17 protein-coding genes are annotated in these 18205 nt (G+C 63.3%); 16 read left to right on the top strand and 1 reads right to left on the bottom strand.

The window, feature by feature from the left end; translation table 11 throughout:
• Window positions 1-60: 60 nt before the first annotated feature.
• The 12 genes from infC (at window position 61) to H3U90_RS00570 (ending at window position 11269) form a co-directional block, all read left to right on the top strand.
• Window positions 61-732 carry a translation initiation factor IF-3 gene (gene infC, locus H3U90_RS00625; protein ID WP_029676114.1) on the top strand — a complete coding sequence of 224 codons (672 nt, stop codon included), beginning with the start codon at window positions 61-63 and terminating at the stop codon, window positions 730-732.
• Window positions 713-907, top strand: a complete 195-nt coding sequence (gene rpmI, locus H3U90_RS00620) for a 50S ribosomal protein L35 (RefSeq protein ID WP_015021617.1) — start codon at window positions 713-715, stop codon at window positions 905-907. The genes infC and rpmI overlap by 20 nt, the downstream gene beginning before the upstream one ends.
• A gap of 49 nt (window positions 908-956) precedes the next feature.
• Window positions 957-1340 (top strand): 50S ribosomal protein L20, encoded by a 384-nt coding sequence (gene rplT, locus H3U90_RS00615; protein ID WP_015021618.1) that lies wholly within the window; start codon window positions 957-959, stop codon window positions 1338-1340.
• Between the two features lie 117 nt (window positions 1341-1457).
• Window positions 1458-3218 (top strand): spermidine synthase, encoded by a 1761-nt coding sequence (locus tag H3U90_RS00610; protein ID WP_232340542.1) that lies wholly within the window; start codon window positions 1458-1460, stop codon window positions 3216-3218.
• 108 nt (window positions 3219-3326) lie between these two features.
• Window positions 3327-4256: a site-specific tyrosine recombinase XerD gene (gene xerD, locus H3U90_RS00605; protein ID WP_198176621.1), complete on the top strand. Its 930-nt coding sequence runs from the start codon at window positions 3327-3329 to the stop codon at window positions 4254-4256.
• Window positions 4257-4301: 45 nt separating this feature from the next.
• A complete protein-coding gene (locus H3U90_RS00600) occupies window positions 4302-5141 on the top strand; it encodes a ParA family protein (protein WP_015021621.1) in 840 nt (279 codons plus the stop codon).
• A complete protein-coding gene (locus H3U90_RS00595; RefSeq protein ID WP_198176620.1) occupies window positions 5138-5941 on the top strand; it encodes a segregation and condensation protein A in 804 nt (267 codons plus the stop codon). The genes H3U90_RS00600 and H3U90_RS00595 overlap by 4 nt, the downstream gene beginning before the upstream one ends.
• Window positions 5938-6612, top strand: coding sequence for an SMC-Scp complex subunit ScpB (gene scpB / locus H3U90_RS00590; protein WP_198176619.1), 675 nt, complete (start codon window positions 5938-5940; stop codon window positions 6610-6612). Before H3U90_RS00595 ends, scpB begins: the two co-directional genes overlap by 4 nt.
• 114 nt (window positions 6613-6726) lie before the next feature.
• Window positions 6727-8646, top strand: a complete 1920-nt coding sequence (gene typA / locus H3U90_RS00585; protein WP_198176618.1) for a translational GTPase TypA — start codon at window positions 6727-6729, stop codon at window positions 8644-8646.
• Window positions 8647-8718: 72 nt separating this feature from the next.
• The gene (locus H3U90_RS00580) at window positions 8719-9183 is read left to right on the top strand and encodes an alcohol dehydrogenase (RefSeq protein ID WP_198176617.1); all 465 of its coding nucleotides are present in this window, start codon (window positions 8719-8721) and stop codon (window positions 9181-9183) included.
• Window positions 9180-10166 (top strand): prephenate dehydratase domain-containing protein, encoded by a 987-nt coding sequence (locus H3U90_RS00575; protein WP_198176616.1) that lies wholly within the window; start codon window positions 9180-9182, stop codon window positions 10164-10166. The genes H3U90_RS00580 and H3U90_RS00575 overlap by 4 nt, the downstream gene beginning before the upstream one ends.
• Before the next feature lie 65 nt (window positions 10167-10231).
• Window positions 10232-11269: a prephenate dehydrogenase gene (locus H3U90_RS00570; protein WP_198177551.1), complete on the top strand. Its 1038-nt coding sequence runs from the start codon at window positions 10232-10234 to the stop codon at window positions 11267-11269.
• On the opposite strand, the gene H3U90_RS00565 is transcribed toward H3U90_RS00570, so the two are convergent.
• Window positions 11259-11531: a DUF6725 family protein gene (locus H3U90_RS00565; protein ID WP_198176615.1), complete on the bottom strand. Its 273-nt coding sequence runs from the start codon at window positions 11529-11531 to the stop codon at window positions 11259-11261. The two genes, H3U90_RS00570 and H3U90_RS00565, sit on opposite strands and share 11 nt — an antisense overlap.
• A 95-nt stretch (window positions 11532-11626) precedes the next feature.
• On the opposite strand from H3U90_RS00565, the gene H3U90_RS00560 reads away from it, so the two are divergent.
• The 4 genes from H3U90_RS00560 to H3U90_RS00545 all read left to right on the top strand — a co-directional run bounded on the left by H3U90_RS00560 (window position 11627) and on the right by H3U90_RS00545 (window position 18039).
• Window positions 11627-12559, top strand: coding sequence for a tyrosine recombinase XerC (locus H3U90_RS00560; RefSeq protein WP_198176614.1), 933 nt, complete (start codon window positions 11627-11629; stop codon window positions 12557-12559).
• A 150-nt stretch (window positions 12560-12709) separates the two neighbouring features.
• Window positions 12710-14386 carry a peptide ABC transporter substrate-binding protein gene (locus H3U90_RS00555; RefSeq protein WP_198176613.1) on the top strand — a complete coding sequence of 559 codons (1677 nt, stop codon included), beginning with the start codon at window positions 12710-12712 and terminating at the stop codon, window positions 14384-14386.
• Between the two features lie 191 nt (window positions 14387-14577).
• Entirely contained in the window at window positions 14578-16248 is a 1671-nt protein-coding gene (locus H3U90_RS00550) for a peptide ABC transporter substrate-binding protein (RefSeq protein WP_198176612.1), read from the top strand.
• 129 nt (window positions 16249-16377) lie between these two features.
• Window positions 16378-18039, top strand: a complete 1662-nt coding sequence (locus H3U90_RS00545) for a peptide ABC transporter substrate-binding protein (RefSeq protein WP_198176611.1) — start codon at window positions 16378-16380, stop codon at window positions 18037-18039.
• The last annotated feature ends 166 nt before the right edge of the window (window positions 18040-18205 follow it).

Below are 18205 nucleotides of genomic sequence, written 5' to 3'. Positions count from 1 at the left end.
TGTTCGAAACCTATGGGTTCTTCGCGGGGTAGTGGATGTTGTGGTATTTGAGAAGGAGTCATCATTAGCGACGAACCAAGGATTAACGACGATATACGAGTGTCTCAGGTACGCCTGATCGGGCCCAACGGCGAGCAGGTGGGAATCATTGCGACCTCCGTCGCCCTCAACCTGGCCAAGGAGGCCAACCTTGACCTGGTCGAGGTTGCACCCAAGGCCAAGCCTCCGGTCGCCAAGCTCATTGATTACGGCAAGTTCAAATACAACGAGAAGATCAAGGCTCGTGAGGCGCGCCGCAACCAGAGCATGTCGGAGATCAAGGAGATCCGCTTCAGATTGAAGATCGATGACCACGACTTCGAGGTCAAGGAGGGACACGTGCGCCGCTTCCTGTCCGCAGGAGACAAGGTCAAGGTCACCATCATGCTGCGTGGGCGCGAGCAGTCCCGGCCCATCGGCGGCGTGGAGCTCCTGCGCAAGCTGGCTGATGACGTCGCGGATTTGGGCTCCATCGAGTTCGCCCCCAAGCAGGAGGGGCGCAACATCATCATGACCCTGTCGCCCAAGGGCAAGAAGGTCCACACCCAGTCCGAGCAACGTCGGCGGGGTGGCCAGGCCCGTGCCGAGCGCAAGGCCCGTCAGGCGGCCCATCTGGCTGCCAAGGCCGACAACAATACTTCTCCCAAGCAGATGAAATCCAAGGAGGGCAGCAATGCCGAAGATGAAAAGTAACTCCGCCGCATCCAAGCGCGTCCGGACCACGGGTTCGGGCAAGCTCATGCACGCCGGGACCGGTATGCGCCACAATCTGGAGCACAAGTCGGCCAAGAAGCGTCGTCACCTGTCCACTGACGAGGTGCTCGCTCCGACCCAGTCCAAGAACATGAAGAGGATGCTGGCCCGCTGAGCGGGTGCTGTCGCGTCGAGTGAGTTTTTTAGAAAGCTGAGGAATATCTATGGCACGAGTCAAGCGGGCAGTCAACGCGCATAAGAAGCGTCGGGTCGTCCTGGAGAGGGCGTCAGGCTACCGTGGCCAGCGCTCCCGTCTCTACCGCAAGGCCAAGGAGCAGCTGCTCCATTCATATACATACAACTTCCGGGACCGCAAGGCCCGCAAGGGCGACTTCCGCAAGCTGTGGATCCAGCGCATCAACGCCGGATGCCGCGCCCAAGGAATCACCTACAACCGCTTCATCCAGGGTCTGCGTCTGGCCGGGATCGAGCTGGACCGCCGTGCCCTGGCCGACCTGGTCGTCAACGACATCGACACTTTCAACGCCATCGTGGCCGAGGCCAAGAAGGCCCTGCCTGCCGATGTGAACGCTCCGGTCGCCGCCTGATCAGCGGACCTGAACACCGTATTGCAGGAACCTCGCCTTTCGCGGGGTTCTTTGCATATTTGACCATTCCTCAGGGGAACGGTAAGTTGATTGACGACAATGATGCCGGGAGCCGCCATGAACGATGATCACAGTGCAGACGCATCGGCTGTTTCGGCAGAATCGGCGGATCAGGTCAGTCCATCACCGGGCAGCGGCACTGCCAAGCGGGCCGGATTCAGTCAGCCGCGCCCTATTTTGCGGTCGCGGGTTTTTCTCTATGTGACGGAGTTCTTCTCGGGTATGGCCGTCATGGCCGCCGAGCTGGGGGCCTCCCGCCTGCTGGCTCCTTACTTCTCTTCCTCCCAGATCGTGTGGACCATCATCATCGGGACCATCATGATCGCCCTGGCCCTGGGTGCCGTGGTCGGCGGCCGCTGGGCCGACAGGAATCCAGACCCGGACAGGCTCTACCTGTGCATCATGGCCGCGGCCGTCTGGATCGCCCTGATTCCCCTGGTCGGCAAGTATCTGATCATCCTGATCTCGGGACTGCTGATCGTGGCCGTCTCGACCAACTTCCTGGTCCTGGCGGCCTTCATCTCCTGCCTGATCATCTTTGTTCCGCCCCTCTTCCTCCTGGGCACCATCACCCCCGGCCTGGTCAAGAGCGCCACCGATTCCCTGGACGACAACGCTTCGGTGGTCGGTCGGCTCAGCGCCTGCAACACCGTGGGGTCCATCCTGGGCACTTTCCTGCCCACCTTTGTGACCATCCCGGCCGTGGGGACCTTCGTCACCTTCCTGATTTTCTCCGGGATACTGCTCCTGGTGGCCTTGGTCTACTTCCTTTCCTCCCATGCGCACCGCCTGGCCTGCCTGATCGCCACGGTGGCCTTTGTGGTCTCGGCCGCCCTGTCACCGATGACGGGGTTCGCCTTCTGGGAGAAGGGCCTGGCCTACGAGGGCGAGTCCATCTACAACTACCTGCAGGTCAAAACCCTGGCGGACAGAACCATCCTTTCCACCAACGTCCTCTTCGGCGTTCAGTCGGTGACCATGAAGAACCATGGGATGACCGGCATGTACTACGACACGGCCCTGGCGGCGCCGCTCATGGCCGATCAGGCCCGCTCGGCCCTGATCCTGGGCATGGGGACGGGGACCTACGCCCGGCAGCTGAGGCGGTACTATCCTCGGATGGCAATCCAGGGGGTTGAGATCGATCGGACCATCAGCGACCTGGCCATCAAGTATTTCGATCAGCCCAGCGATATTCCGGTTTCCACCTACGACGGGCGAGCCTGGCTGGCAGCCAGCGCTCAGCGCTATGATCTGATCATGGTCGATGCCTATCAGGACATCACCATACCCTTCCAAATGAGCTCCACCGAGTTCTTCAACCTGGTCAGGAAGCACCTGAATCCGGGTGGTGTCATGGTGGTCAACATGAACATGATCGACGACGGCCAGGGGTCCATCAATGCAGCCCTGACCAACACCATCACCAGGGTCTTCGGATCCGACGCCATTCTGATGGCCGACGTGCCTCGTACCACCAACCGCGAGCTCTTTGCTCGTCGCCCAGTTTCCGAGGCTTTTGCGGAATCTGGGGGACTCAAGAAGGCAGCGATGCGGGACTATCCTGGTTCTGACCTGCTGGCAGAAGCTGCCTCCAGGGTCAGTCCTGATCCGGACCTGTCCCAGATGATGGAGCAGGTCAGCTCCCGCCTGAGCACGGTCGGGGATGCGAGGGGAAGGGTATTGACCGATGACAATGCGCCGGTGGAGCTGTTGGGCATGCACGCCATCGACGGCATCATCAGCAGGGAGGCCGGCCCCTACCGACGGATTCTTGAGCAGGAGGGGATTCAAGGGCTGATCCGGGAGGTCTCCTGAGTGTTCGCCCCAATCCCAAGCGCGTTGGAAGCATGGAAACAGGGGATCATAGCGTTAGACTATGGCCTTAGACCAGCACTGATGAAGAGAACCGGAGGTTAAGCGGTAGTGGACGGTGATCATCAGGAGGGGCTGACCGCATTGTTGGATCAGTTCCTGGCATACACCGGTCTGGAACGGGGTCTTGCCCCCGCAACGGTCAAGGCCTACAAGTCCGATCTGAGTATGTACATCAATTGGTTGTCCGGTCGAGGCATCACCAGCCTGGAGCAGATCCAGACCGCCGATGTGGAGGGTTTTCTGGCCCATCTGGCCGACGAGAGTCCAGCCAGCCGCTCCCGGAGGATGGCCGCCGTCCATGAGTGGCACCGCTTCGCCCTCAAGCAGGGGGTGACCGACCAGGATGTCTCACGTACCGTCAAGGCCCCCAAGGGAACCTCGGCCCTGCCCGATGTGCTGGACGTGGACCAGGTGGCCCGGCTGTTGGATGTGGCCGCCATGGGCGGGTCCAAGGATCCGGTCGTCCTGCGGGATAAGGCCCTGCTGGAATTCATGTACGCCACCGGTTGCCGGGTCTCGGAGGCTGTCGGCACCAACCTTGAGGACATGGACCTTAACGAGCGGGTGGTCCGTCTGACCGGCAAGGGCGACAAGCAGCGTCTGGTGCCCATGGGCTCCTACGCCTGCCAGGCCATGCAGACCTACTTGAATCTGGGGCGGTCCAGCCTTTGCGATCGGGCCACCAAGGGCAAAGAGCTGCGGGCCGTCTTCCTCAACAAGCGGGGCAAGCGGCTGACCAGGCAGACGGTCTGGCAGGTGGTCAGGGATGCCGGACGCCGGGCGGGCCTGAACAGACCCCTGCACCCCCACACCCTGCGGCATTCCTTCGCCACCCATCTGCTGGAGGGAGGCGCCGATGTGCGTTCGGTGCAGGAGTTGCTGGGCCATGCATCGGTCACCACGACACAGATCTACACACACGTCAGCCCCCAGGCCCTGATGGAGACCTACCAGACGGCCCATCCCCGCGCTCGCTGACCCGCCAACCCGCGAATGCGGTCGGAAACTTGATAGGGTAGAGGCATGCCTACGGATTTGTTAGGGCGCGAGTATGAGACGTTCGCTGCCCCGGAGCCTTTGAAACAGCACGGCCCGGCCCGTGTCCTCGCCATGTGCAACCAGAAGGGCGGCGTGGGCAAGACCACATCATCCATCAACATCGCCGGGGCCATGTGCCAGTATGGGCGACGCGTGCTGATCGTGGACTTCGACCCCCAGGGCGCGGCCACCGTGGGCCTGGGCATCAATGCCAACAGCGTGGACAACACCATTTACACCGCCATGTTCGACACCTCCCTGGATGTTCACGAGGTGGTCAGGCACACCCGTTTTGACGGTCTGGACATCATCCCGGCCAACATCGATCTGTCGGCCGCCGAGATCCAACTGGTCACCGAGGTCGGCCGGGAGCAGGCCCTGGCGGCAACCATCCGGCCCCTGCGGCAGGAGTATGACGCCATCATCATCGACTGCCAGCCCTCGCTCGGTCTGCTGACCGTCAACGCGCTGACTGCCGCGGACGGGGTCATCATCCCTGTGGCGGCCGAGTTCTTCGCCCTGCGCGGCGTGGCCCTGCTCATGCAATCCATAGAGAAGGTCCGCAGCCGCATCAACCCCGACCTGCAGATCTACGGTGTGCTGGTCACCATGTACACCAAGACCCTGCACTCGGACGAGGTGCTTCAGCGCATCTACGAGGCCTTCAAGGGCAAGGTCCTGCACTCCATCATCAGCCGGTCCATCAAGTTGCCCGACGCCACGGTGGCCGGCGAGCCCATCACCATGTTCGCTCCCGAGCACAAGACCGCCAAGGAGTATCGGGAGGTCGCCCGGGAGCTGATCGCCCGCGGCATCGTGGCGTGAGCGGATCAGCGGACGGCTTCGCCGTCGACCTGGATGTCTACCAGGGGCCCTTCGACCTGCTGCTGGGCATGCTGGCCAACCGAAAGCTCTCCCTGACGGAGGTATCCCTGGCCTCCATCACCGGGGAATTTCTGGACTATGTGCGCACCCTGGACTTCAGTCAGGGGTTGGACCAGGCCAGTGCCTTCCTGGACGTGGCCTCGGTGCTGGTGGAGGCCAAGAGCGCCGCCCTCCTGCCTGTGGAGGACGAGTCCATGCGTGACCAGGCCTCCATGGACGCACTTCGGGAGCGTGATTTGCTCTTCGCCAGGCTGTTGCAGTACCGGGCCTTCAAGCAGGCGGGGCAGGACTTTCGAGCCAGGCTGGCCGCCAACTCGGGCCGCTACCCGCACCCCGGCCATCTGGAGCCCCAGCTGGCCCATCTGCTGCCCGATCTGGTCTGGACCCTGAAGCCGGAGGATCTGGCCCTGCTTTGCGCCAATGCCCTGGTCAACGCTCCGGCCTCAGAGGTTCGTCTGGACCAGTTGCACGTGCCCCTGGTCGACCTGAACAAGGAGGCTGACCAGGTTCGCCAGGCCCTGCTGGAACAGCCCGGTCAGCCTGTGGCCTTCGCCGATCTGGTCGCTTCCTCCAAAGGCCGGGCGCAGGTGGTCGCCCGATTCCTGGCCGTTCTGATCTTCTTCAGACAGGAACTGATCCAGTATCGTCAGGATGGTCCATACCAGCCGCTCTACCTGCGCTGGATAGGGCCGACCCAGGAGCCGGAAACGGCCTTGATCAGTGAGGGGGACTTCGCATGAGCCAATCCTCGGCTCCCGACACCCGTCCCGAATATGTGGACTTCGATGTGCAGGACTTTCCCGGCGGGCTGGCCGCCTGTCTGGAGGCCATTTTGGTGGCCACGGACCGGCCGCTTACCGCAGAGGACTTCTCCCGGGTGCTGGCCGTGGATCCGGGCCCGGTCAATGCCGCCCTGGAATCGCTTGCCGAGTTCTACAGCGACCGAGGATTCGAACTGCGACGGACCGCCCGGGGCTGGCAACTGGCCAGCCGGGCCGCCTACCAGCCCGTTGTGGCGGCCTTCGTCAAGGACGGTCAGACGGCACGTCTCTCCCAGGCGGCCCTGGAGGCCCTGGCCATCGTGGCCTACCGCCAGCCCATGACCCGTGCCCAGGTGGGTCAGATCCGCGGGGTCAACTCGGACGGGGTCATCCGGGCCCTGCTGGTGCGCGGCCTGGTTCGTGAGGAGGGCCTGGACGAGCAGACCCACGCCGCCCTGCTGGTCACCACTGACCTTTTCCTTGAGCGGATGGGTCTGCAATCCTTGGAGGATCTGCCCTCCCTGGCCCCCTTCCTGCCCGACGAGGATTCGGCTCTGGCCCAGGCCCGCCAGGAGCTGTCCGGGCAGCTACAGTCCCCGGATCCGGTCCAGGGTTCGCATCATGATTCGCCCCAGGGCAAGGAGCGGTGATCGCCTGTCACACAAGGCGGTTACACTTGTCTCTGTTTGTCCAATTCCTGGACCACGCCAACCGGCAGACAGGCCGGTGGGGGCATGGATAGCATTCACGAGAATGAGGTTTTGATGGCGGTACGCGGCGATATACGAAATGTGGCGATTGTGGCACACGTTGACCACGGCAAGACCACCCTGGTCAACGCCATGCTGCAGCAGTCGCACGTCTTCTCCGAGCGGGAGGAGGTGCCCGACCGGGTCATGGACTCCAACGACCTGGAGAAGGAGAAGGGCATCACCATCCTGGCCAAGAACACCGCGGTCAAGTACACCGGCCCCCTGGCAGCCAAACTGGGCCAGCCCGACGGCATCACCATCAACGTGGTGGACACCCCCGGCCACGCCGACTTCGGCGGCGAGGTGGAACGCGGCATCTCCATGGTCGACGGGGTGGTCCTGCTGGTGGACGCCTCCGAGGGGCCCCTGCCCCAGACCCGCTTCGTCCTGCGCAAGGCCCTGGAGGCCAAACTGCCCGTCATCCTGGTCATCAACAAGACCGATCGGCCCGATGCCCGCATCTCCGAGGTGGTCTCCGAGTCCACCGATCTGCTCCTGGGTCTGGCCCAGGACGTGAGCGAGGAGGGAGTGGACCTGGACCTGGATTCCCTCCTGGACCTGCCGGTCATCTACTGCGCAGCCAAGGCCGGCAAGGCTTCCGTCAACCAGCCCGCCGACGGCGCCGTGCCCGACAACGACGACCTGGAGCCCCTCTTCGAGGCCATCCTGAACAACATCCCCGCCCCGGAGTACGAGGAGGGCGCCCCCCTGCAGGCGCACGTGACCAACATCGACGCCTCCGACTACCTGGGCCGTCTGGGCCTGGTCCGCATCTACAACGGCACCCTGATCAAGGGCCGCCAGTACGGCCTGTCGCGCGTGGACGGATCCATCGAGAACTTCAAACTGACCGAGATTCTGCGGACCAAGGGCCTGCAGCGCTTCCCGGTGGATGAGGCCGGCCCCGGCGACATCGTGGCTGTGGCCGGTGTGGAGGACATCATGATCGGCGAGACCATCGTCGACCAGGACGATCCCCGCCCCCTGCCTCTGATCCACGTGGACGACCCGGCCGTCTCCATGACCTTCGGCACCAACGATTCGCCCCTGGCCGGCACCGAGGGCAAGGACCACAAGCTGACCGCCCGCATGCTCAAGGACCGTCTGGACCGCGAGCTGATCGGCAACGTCTCCATCAAGGTGCTGCCCACCGACCGGCCCGACGCCTGGGAGGTTCAGGGCCGTGGCGAGCTGGCCCTGGCCATCCTGGCCGAGCAGATGCGCCGCGAGGGCTACGAGCTGACCGTGGGCCGCCCCCAGGTGGTCACCAAGACCGTGGACGGCAGGCTTCAGGAGCCCATGGAGTCCGATACCATCGACGTGCCCGAGGAGTACATGGGCGCGGTCACCCAGCTCATGGCCGATCGCAAGGGCCGCATGGAGACCATGACCAACCATGGCTCCGGCTGGGTCAGGATGCAGTTCACCGTGCCCTCCCGTGGCCTCCTGGGCTTCCGCACCGCCCTGCTGACCGCCACCCGCGGCACCGGCATCTCCTCGTCGATCTCCGCAGGCTATGCCCCCTGGGCGGGCGACATCAAGACACGGCAGAACGGATCCATGGTCTCCGACCGCTCGGGCAAGGCCAGCCCCTACGCCATGCAGAAGCTCCAGGCCCGCGGTGAGTTCTTCGTCAAGCCCCAGTCGCCCGTCTATGAGGGGCAGATCGTGGGCATCAACAACAAGCCCGGCGACCTGGACATCAACATCACCCTGGAGAAGCACATGACCAACATGCGTTCCTCCACCGCCGACGTGCTGGAGACCCTGACCCCGCCCATCGACATGAGCCTGGAGGAGTCCCTGGACTTCGCCAACGATGACGAGTGCGTGGAGGTGACCCCCGAGTCCATCCGCGTGCGCAAGATCATCCTGGACAGGGATGCCTGGTACAAGTGGAACGCCCGTCAGCGCAGGGCCAACAAGAAGTAAGCCTTCTCCCACAATCAGCCTTGGTCCGACCCGGCCGCCCCACGGTGACCGGGTCGGACTAGTCTTGAACCCATGAAGTCTCAGGTTTCCAAATCCAAGGACCAGACCGCCTCCCGTTCGATGGGGGAGTCCGGCAAGGTGAGTCCCTTCCGCTGCCTGCTGGGTCTGCCCATAGGCCTGGCGGTGGGCGTGCTGGGAACCCTGGTCCAGCGCTCCGGGGCCGCCCAGGGTCTGCCCTGGGGGATGGTCCTGGCCTATCTGCTGGTGGCCCTGGCCTCCTGGTGGGTCCGTTGTGACAGCGGCACCATGGGTCTGGCCCTGCATCTGGTGGCCTCCACGGTCACGGTCTGGCTGCTCTCCATGAGGGGGCCGGGCGGCGATGTGCTCATGCCCTACGCCAACTTCACTACATTCTTTGCCAAGTATGCGGTCTTCCTCTGGATGGGCGGGCTGGTCCTGATACAGACCCTGGCCATCTGCCTGCCTGCCTCCTGGTTTGCTGACGGCCCCCTGCGTCGTCAGGGGCGATCGGCATGAGCCGGGTTCCGTCAGAATCACCGGCGACTCCGCCCGACCGTATTCCCCTGCACTTCCTGGGTCCCGAGGGGACCTTCACCCACCAGGCCGCCCTTGAGGCCGCCAACCTCATGGCAACAAGGCTGGGCTGCCAGGCGGAACTTAAGCCCTGCACGGATGCGGCTGCCATTGTGGCCGCCGTGGAGGAGGGCCGGGGCTGGGGGGTGCTGGCCTGGGAGAACAACGTGGAGGGCCATGTGGTGCCCAACATGGACGCCCTGATCGACGCTCAATCGGTAGCGGGCTTCGGCATGGTCCGTCTGCCCATCGTCTTCGATGCCTTCGTCCGGGTCGACCATGGCCCCCTGCGCCAGGTCGGCGCCCACCCCCACGGACTGGCCCAGTGCAAGGGCTTCATCAAAGAGACCGGCCTCAATCCAGTGCCGACCAACTCCAACGCTGCGGCCTGCCGTGATCTGGGCCCCGATCAGGTGGCTCTGGGGCCGCGCATCTGCGGGAGCCTCTACGGTCTGGAGACCTACCGGCGTGAGGTGCAGGACTATCAGGGGGCCCGCACCGACTTTCTTGTGCTGGCTCCCCGGGATCAGGCCGCCGGGCTGGCGCGCCGCCTGGCACCGGGCGGGGATTTCGAGTCCATTGTCACTTTTATCCCCCTGAATACCGGGCCGGGCGTGCTGGCCAACCTGCTGGACCGTCTGCGTGATGCGGGCCTTAACATGACCTCTTTCATGTCCCGGCCCATCAAGGGGCACGACGGGACCTACAGCTTCGTAGCCAGCATCGACGCCGCACCGTGGCAGAAGGGGCTCCATCAGGTGCTTGCCGACCTGCTGGAAAGGGGGGACTGGCTCAAGACCCTGGCGGTCCATCCGCGCACCCCGCATCCAGCGCCCCCCATCCGTGAATGGATGCTGCCCAGGGCGGGGGCATTCCGGGGTGAGGACCCCGATTCCGAGACGATCAGCAAGGAGTTGTTATGGTAGATGAATCCGCGCCCTTCCCACACATGGACCTGTCCGGGCCCGAGCACATGCACCCGATAGCGGGCATGGCCGCCTCACCGGTGCTGACCTCGGCCCACAAGATCGCCGTTGCGGGACTGGGTCTGATCGGGGGATCGTTGGCCCGCCGCCTGGCCGCCCGGGGTCGGTTCGTGATCGCCTGGAACCATAACGACCGTCCTTATGAGCAGGCCCGCAGCCAGGGAATCCATTGCGTGGACACCCTGGAGGAGCTGGCCAAGGGCAAGGCAGACGTGCTGGTGCTGGCCACCCCCTTGCGGGCCATGCCCGACGTGCTCCAGGCCCTGGCCCCGGTGCTGACCCGTGGCACCACCCTGACGGACGTGGGCAGTGTCAAGGGTCCGGTCCGCAGGCAGGTCGAACAGGCCGGTCTGGCCGATCGCTATGTAGGCGCCCATCCCATGGCCGGCAGCGAGGGCTCCGGCTATGAGGACTCGGACCCGGCCCTCTTGGAAGATGCCCTTTGGGCACTCTGTGTCGATGAGCATACGGATTACAGCCGTTTTCTGACCGTGGCCGATATGGTCACCCAGGGGCTGGGCAACCGGCTGATCGCCCTGGACGATGCCACCCACGACAGGGCCGCGGGACTGATTTCGCACATGCCCCATGTGGTGTCGACCGCCCTGGCCAACATGCTGACGAAATCGCCCGACCGTCGTGTGGCCTCGGCTCTGGCGGCCGGATCCTGGCGGGACATGACCCGTGTGGCCCTGACCGATCCGGAAAGGACCCGGGCCATGGTGGAGGAGAACGCCGACCAGGTGGCCGACCTTCTGGATGCCCTGGTCGAGAATCTGCAGGGCATGGCTTCGCTTCTGCGGGACCAGGGGCCGGAGGCCGACGAAAAGCGTCGGAGCTTCTTCCTCCAGGCGGACCCCTTCCGACGCTACAAGGCGGCCCTGGGCGACCAGGAGCAGATGCCCACAACTGATCTGGAATTGGACCCGCAGGAGGGCAGGTGGCGGCAGGAGCTGCTGGATTCGGCCCTGCGCGGCGAGCAGGTATCGGCCTTCCTGACGACCAGCCGGGCCCGGGTGCTGCACCCGCCGGTCATCGACTGAAATTCGGAGGGTCCGGTCTGGGCGAGCGGCGTTCCGGGACCGGCTTCAGCGCCACCATGTCTGCCGCCTTAAGGGTCACGCGCTCCCCGGGACGCGACCCATTGGCCGCCGGATCCCTGTCCAGGATCAGCCGATGCCCGTCCCAGTCGACCACATGTCCTACGTAGTCGCGGAACTTGGGCCTTCCGTCTTCCGGGTCCTGTCCCAGGGCAATCCTGACCACCAGCCGTGCTCCGGCCGGTATGGTTGCTGGCAAACGCATGGCCATCCACCTCCTGGGTCAGTATCGCCTGCGGCTGCGACGAGGGTGTAAGCGCCTAGACTGTATTGCACAGCCAAGTGAAGGGAGCGCCCGTAGTGGACCAGGATCTGCAAGACTTCACCGACTATCTTTCCCGGGTGGCAGGCAAGAGTCCCAACACCGTGCGTTCCTACCGGGCCGATCTGGCGGGCTTTCTGCACCTGATGCACCTGGATGGCATCGATGACCCAGCGCAGATCGACCTGGCCACCATCAGGTCCTGGCTGGCTCACGAGGCAGCCACTCACGCCCGCTCGACCATGGCCCGGAAGACGGCCGCACTGAGATCCTTCTTCGGTTGGCTGAGCAGACATGGCCGGATTGAGACCGACCCCACCCTGGCCCTGAGCAGTCCCAAGCAGTCCGAGCACCTTCCACGGATCCTGACGCACGACCAGGCCCGCACCCTGATGGATACTGTCGACCAGGATCCGGTCGAGCACCGGGAGGACGAGAAAGTTCAGGCGGCCCTGCAGGTGCGGGACGCGGCCATGCTGGAGCTGCTGTACGCCACGGGCATGCGTGTGGCCGAGCTGTGCGGGCTGGACCTGGATGACGTGAACAGGCGCAGCCGCACTGTGAAGGTCCTGGGCAAGGGTTCCAAGGAGCGGGTCCTGCCCTATGGCCTGCCCGCCGATCGAGCCCTGGATCGCTGGCTGGGGGAGGGGCGGCCGGTCCTGGCGGGCGCAAGGGCCAAATCGGCCCGCAAGGCAGGTCAGGCCCTCTTCCTGGGTCAGCTGGGCGGCAGAGTTGGCCAGCGCCAGGTCCGCAAGGTGGTCCACCAGGCGGCCGGTCAGGCCGGTGTGCCCGACATCGCCCCCCACGCCCTGCGGCACTCGGCCGCCACGCATATGCTGGATGGGGGAGCCGACCTGCGCGAGGTTCAGGAGATGCTGGGCCACTCCTCCCTGCGAACCACCCAGCGCTACACCCACGTCTCCATCGAGCAGCTGCGGGCCCGGTACAGGCAGGCGTTTCCCCGGGCCTGAGATTCGGCAAGTGAGACGAGACCTGTCCTGTGAAACATACTGGTATCAGAATGTGGCGTATCGCAGCCTACACGTCGGTCAAGGAAGGGCGGTCAGGAACCTTCGAGGTGTACGCGCGACGGTGAGAACCAGCTCAAGGGGGCAGTAGCCATGAAGAAGGGTTCACAGCTTACGCTCGTATCCGCAACCATCTGTGCCTTGGTGCTCTTGGCAAGCGGCTGCGGCAGTGGCAGCGGCACCAACACCGAGGGTGCCGAGCAGTCGTCCGGCAGCCAGGCCAGCAACAACGCCGTGGTCTCGGTCCACGGATGTGAGCCCGCCCAGCCGCTCATTCCCAGCAGTACGGCGGAGAGCTGCGGCGGGCAGGTCGTAAACGCCATCAACTCCAGACTGGTCCGCTTTGACGACCAGGGCAAGGCCCGCAACGATCTGGCTTCGGAGATCAAGGGCAACGACGACATGTCCCAATACAAGATCACTTTGGCTGATGGGCGCAAGTTCTCGGACGGCACCCCCATCACGGCCAAGTCCTTCACCAAGGCCTGGTCCTGGAGCGCCAACGTGACCAACGGTCAGCTGAACGCCAGCTTCTTCGCCAACATCAAGGGCTTTGAGAACCTGCAAAGGCAGGGCGTGCCTGCGGATGCCCAGTTCTCCGGATTGAAGGTCATCGATGAAAAGACCTTCACCGTGGACCTCAGCTCGTCCTCATCCACCTTCCCCATCCAGGTGGGCTACATGGCCTTTGCGCCCCTGCCCGAGTCCTTCTACAAGGATCCCAAGGCCTTCGGGGAGAACCCGGTCAGCTCGGGTCCCTACAAGTTTGAGTCCTGGCAGCACAACGCCCTGATCAAGCTTGGCAGGAACAGCGACTACGACGGGGAGGTCAAGGTCCAGAACGGTGGCATCGACTACAAGGTCTACACCGACCTTGGTTCCGCCTATTCGGATGTGCAGGCGGGCAACCTGGATGTGATCGACAGGATCCCCACCTCTGCTGTCAAGACCTTCATGACCGACAGCATGGTGCAGAGCTACAACAAGCCCGGATCCGGTCTGCAGATGTTCACCATCCCCACCGCCATGGAGCACTTCGGCCAGGATCAGGAGGGTCATCTGCGCCGCCAGGCCATCTCCATGGCCATTGACCGCAAGATGCTGATCGACAAGGTTCTGGGCGGCCTGGGCGTGCAGCCCACCGACTTCACTGCACCTACCATCCCGGGCTATGCCAAGAGCCTCAAGGGTTCGGACAACATCAGGTACAGCGCCAAGAAGGCCAAGGAGTACTGGTCCAAGGCCGACGCCATCAGCCAGTGGCCGGCCGACAGGACTTTCAGGATGCTCTACAATGCAGACGGCAGTGCCAAGGATTTCTATGACGGCATGGCCAATTCCATCAAGAACACGCTTGGAATCAAGGCCGAGGCCACCCCCGTGCCCACCTTCAGCGAGTTTCGTGGCAACATCAAAAAGCGCCTTTACAATGATGCGGCCTTCAGGTCATCCTGGTCGCCCGACTACCCATCGCCTGAGACCTACCTGATGAGCAACTTCGCAAGCTCTGCGGCCGACGGCAACGGGTCCAACGACGGCGACTACAAGAATCCCAAGTTCGACGCCCTGCTGCAGCAGGCAGCCAAGGCCAAGGACACCGATGAGGCCAACAAGTTCTTCCAGCAGTCGGAGGAGATCCTCCTGAAGGACATGCCGGCGGTGCCGCTCTACTACGCCAACAACACCGGCGCCTCCGCCAAGAGGGTCCACGGTATGCGTCTGGGCTGGGACGGCTTCCCGATCTTCGCGGAGCTGTCCAAGGACCAGTGATGTCGAATAGCTGCGGGCCCGCGACCGGCAAATGAGATGAGACTTGCTTTACGAAACATCCTCGTACCAGAATATGGCGTATTGTGGCTTACACGTCGGTCAGGGACCCTTGAGGTTCGGTCATCCCGGTGTCCTTGGTTGCAGACGTGATGTTGACACTCGGTAAATATATAAACATAGGAGCAGCAGCAATGAAGAAGGGTTCACAGCTTACGCTTGTATCCGCGACCATCTGCGCCTTGGCGCTTTTGGCCAGCGGCTGCGGCGGTGGTTCAGACACCAAGGGCGATCAGCAATCGTCCAGTAGCCAGTCGGGCAACAATACCGTCGTTTCGGCCCATGGGTGTGAGCCGGCCAAGCCGCTCATCCCCAGCAACACAGTCGAGAGCTGTGGCGGGCAGGTGGTGGACGCCATCAACTCCAAGCTGGTCCGCTTCGACAACCATGGCAAGGCCCACAATGATCTGGCTTCGGAGATCAAGGGCAACGAAGACATGGATCAATACAAGGTCACCCTGGTCGATGGGCGCAAGTTCTCGGACGGCACCCCCATCACGGCCAAGTCCTTCACCAAGGCCTGGTCCTGGGCGGCCAATGTGAACAATGGCCAGCTGGGATCCAGCTTCTTCGCCAACATCAAGGGTTATGACGATCTGCAGAAGCAGGGCGTGCCTGCGGATGCCCAGCTGTCCGGCCTGAAGGTCATCGATGACAAGACCTTCACCGTGGATCTGAGCTCGCCCTCGTCCACCTTCCCCATCCAGGTGGGCTACACCTCCTTTGCGCCGCTGCCTGAGTCCTTCTACAAGGACACCAAGGCCTTCGGGGAGAACCCGGTCAGCTCGGGTCCCTACAAGTTCGATTCCTGGCAGCACAACACCATGATCAAGCTTCGCAAGAACACCACCTACAAGGGTGATGTCAAGATTCAGAACGGCGGCATCGACTATAAGGTCTACACGGATGTCGCCTCGGCCTACGCCGATGTGCAGGCAGGCAATCTGGATGCAATCGATACCGTCCCCACCTCGGCCCAGAAGACCTTCATGAAAGACAGTCTGGTCAAGGGCTACAACGAGCCCGGCTCCGTCCTGCAGATGTTCACCATTCCCACCACCATGGAGCACTTCGGCCAGGACGAGGAGGGCCACCTGCGCCGTCAGGCCATCTCCATGGCTCTGGATCGCAAGATGCTGATCGACAAGGTTCTGGGCGGTCTGGGCGTGCAGCCCACCGACTTCACCGCACCGACCATCCCTGGCTACTCCAAGAACCTCAAGGGGTCCGATAACCTGAAGTACGATGCCAAGAAGGCCAAGGATGCTTGGGCCAAGGCCGATGCCATCAGCAAGTGGCCTGCCGACAAGAGCTTCCAAATGGTCTACAACGCCGATGGTGGTGCCAAGGACTTCTATGACGGCATGGCCAACTCCATCAAGAACACACTGGGGATCAAGGCCGTGGCCACCCCTGTGCCCACCTTCAGCGAGTTCCGTGGCAACGTCAACAAGCGCGCCTACAAGGATGCGGCCTTCCGGTCGGCCTGGTCGCCCGACTACCCCTCTCCCGAGAGCTACCTGCTGAGCAACTTCGCCAGCTCGGCGGCCGACGGCAACGGGTCCAACGACGGCGATTACAAGAACCCGAAGTTCGACGATCTGCTGAAGCAGGCTGCCAAGGCCAAGAACACCGACGAAGCCAACAAGCTTTTCCAGCAGGCCGAGGAGATCCTCCTGCAGGACATGCCGGCTGTGCCGCTCTACTACGCCAACAACAAGGGTGCGTCAGCCAAGAATGTGCAGGGATTGACTCTGCGCTGGAACAGCTACCCGAACTTTGCGGAGTTGTCCAAGAAGCAGTGATGATCGTGCCGGAAACGGCATAATCCGTCGTCGCTGACCCGGCCGGATCCGCACCAAAGCGGATCCGCGCCCGGGTCTTATGCACTGGCGGCGGATTCGGGAAACCAACCAAAGGAAAGAGCAGTATATATGAAGAAGCAATCGGCCCTGACCATTGCTGGCGCCGGACTGTGCGTCATGGCGCTCACGCTGGGCGCCTGCGGGGGATCCGGCGGATCCGACTCCTCTGCCAAGGGGACCAACGGCGGCAGCTCGAACGCCGTCATCTCGGTCTTCAACCCTGAGCCGGCCAATCCGCTCATCCCCAGCATGACCAACGAGGTGGGCGGTGGCAACCCCATCGACATCATGTTCTCCAAGCTGGTCCGCTTCGACGACAAGGGCAAGCCGGCCAACGAGATCGCCAAGCAGATCAAGGCCAACGAGGACAACACCCAGTACACCGTGACCATCAACGACGGCTGGAAGTTCTCGGATGGCACCCCGGTCACCGCACAGTCCTTCACCAAGGCCTGGTCCTGGGCGGCCAACATCGCCAACAAGCAGCTGGGTTCCAGCTTCTTCGCCAACATCAAGGGCTATGACGACCTGCAGAAGGAAGGCACCCCTGGCGATGCGCAGCTGTCCGGCCTGAAGGTCATCGACGACAAGACCTTCACCGTGGATCTGACCTCGCCATCCTCCACCTTCCCCATCCAGGTGGGCTACACCGCCTTTGCCCCGCTGCCCGAATCCTTCTACAAGGACACCAAGGCCTTCGGCGAGAAGCCGGTGACCGTGGGACCCTACAAGTTCCAGTCCTGGGAGCACAACAAGTCCATCAAGCTGGTCAAGGATCCCGCCTACAAGGGCGGCATCAAGGTCAGGAACGGCGGCGTTGAGTTCCGCGCCTACACCGATGCCACCGCAGCCTACCGCGACGTGCAGGCCGGCAACCTGGATGTGCTGGACACCCTGCCTGCTTCGGCTCGCAAGACCTTCCAGACCGACAACACGGTCCAGGCCATCAACGACCCGGGCTCGGTCATCCAGATGTTCACCATCCCGACCTACATGAAGCACTTCGGCCAGGATCAGGAGGGCAAGCTCCGTCGTCAGGCCATCTCCATGGCCATCGACCGGCCGACCATCATCAAGAAGGTGCTGTCCGGAACCGCCAAGGAAGTCCACGACTTCACCGCCCCCGTCATCCCCGGCTATTCGACCAGCATCAAGGGATCCGACGTGCTCAAGTACAACCCGTCCAAGGCCAAGGAGCTCTGGGCCGAGGCCAACAAAATCTCCCCCTGGGGCGAGGGCGACACCTTCAAGATCGCCTTCAACGCCGACGGCGCCCACAAGGAGATCTACGACGCCGTCACCAACTCTATCAAGAACGCCCTGGGCATCCAGGCTGCGGGCAACCCTCTGCCCACCTTCAGCGAGTTCCGCTCCAACGTGCAGAACCGCAAGTTCACCGACTCGGCCTTCCGCTCGGGTTGGCAGCCTGACTACCCCTCGCCCGAGAGTTACCTGTCCAGCAACTTCGCCAGCTCGGCAGCCAATGGCAACGGGTCCAACGACGGCGACTACAAGAACCCCGAGTTCGACGGCCTGATGGACAAGGCGGCCTCCGCCAAGAACATCGACGAGGCCAACAAGATCTACCAGCAGTCCGAGGAGCTGCTCTTCCGCGATCTGCCCGCGGTCCCGCTCTACTACCAGAACTCCAACGGCGTGGCCGCCAAGAACATCAAGGGATTCTCCTTCACCTGGAAGGGAACCCCCGCCTACTACAACCTCAGCAAGTGAGGTGACGGGAGCCTGAATCCCGCACCTTAAAACCGACACCGCCCGGGCCGGCGCGGAAGGATCCACTCCGCGTCGGCCTTGGTGTTCCTGCACCCCTGTTGAGGTGTGCTGGTAGACTCAAACAAGAATTTTTGCGGCGGCCCCGATCCCCATGCCGATCCCGGTC

It is taken from the genome of Bifidobacterium sp. W8103 (genome assembly GCF_016100775.1).
GTDB lineage: Bacteria > Actinomycetota > Actinomycetes > Actinomycetales > Bifidobacteriaceae > Bombiscardovia > Bombiscardovia choladohabitans.
The sequence above is the reverse complement of the archived record's forward strand: the minus strand, read 5'-3'. Positions and strand labels throughout refer to the sequence as shown.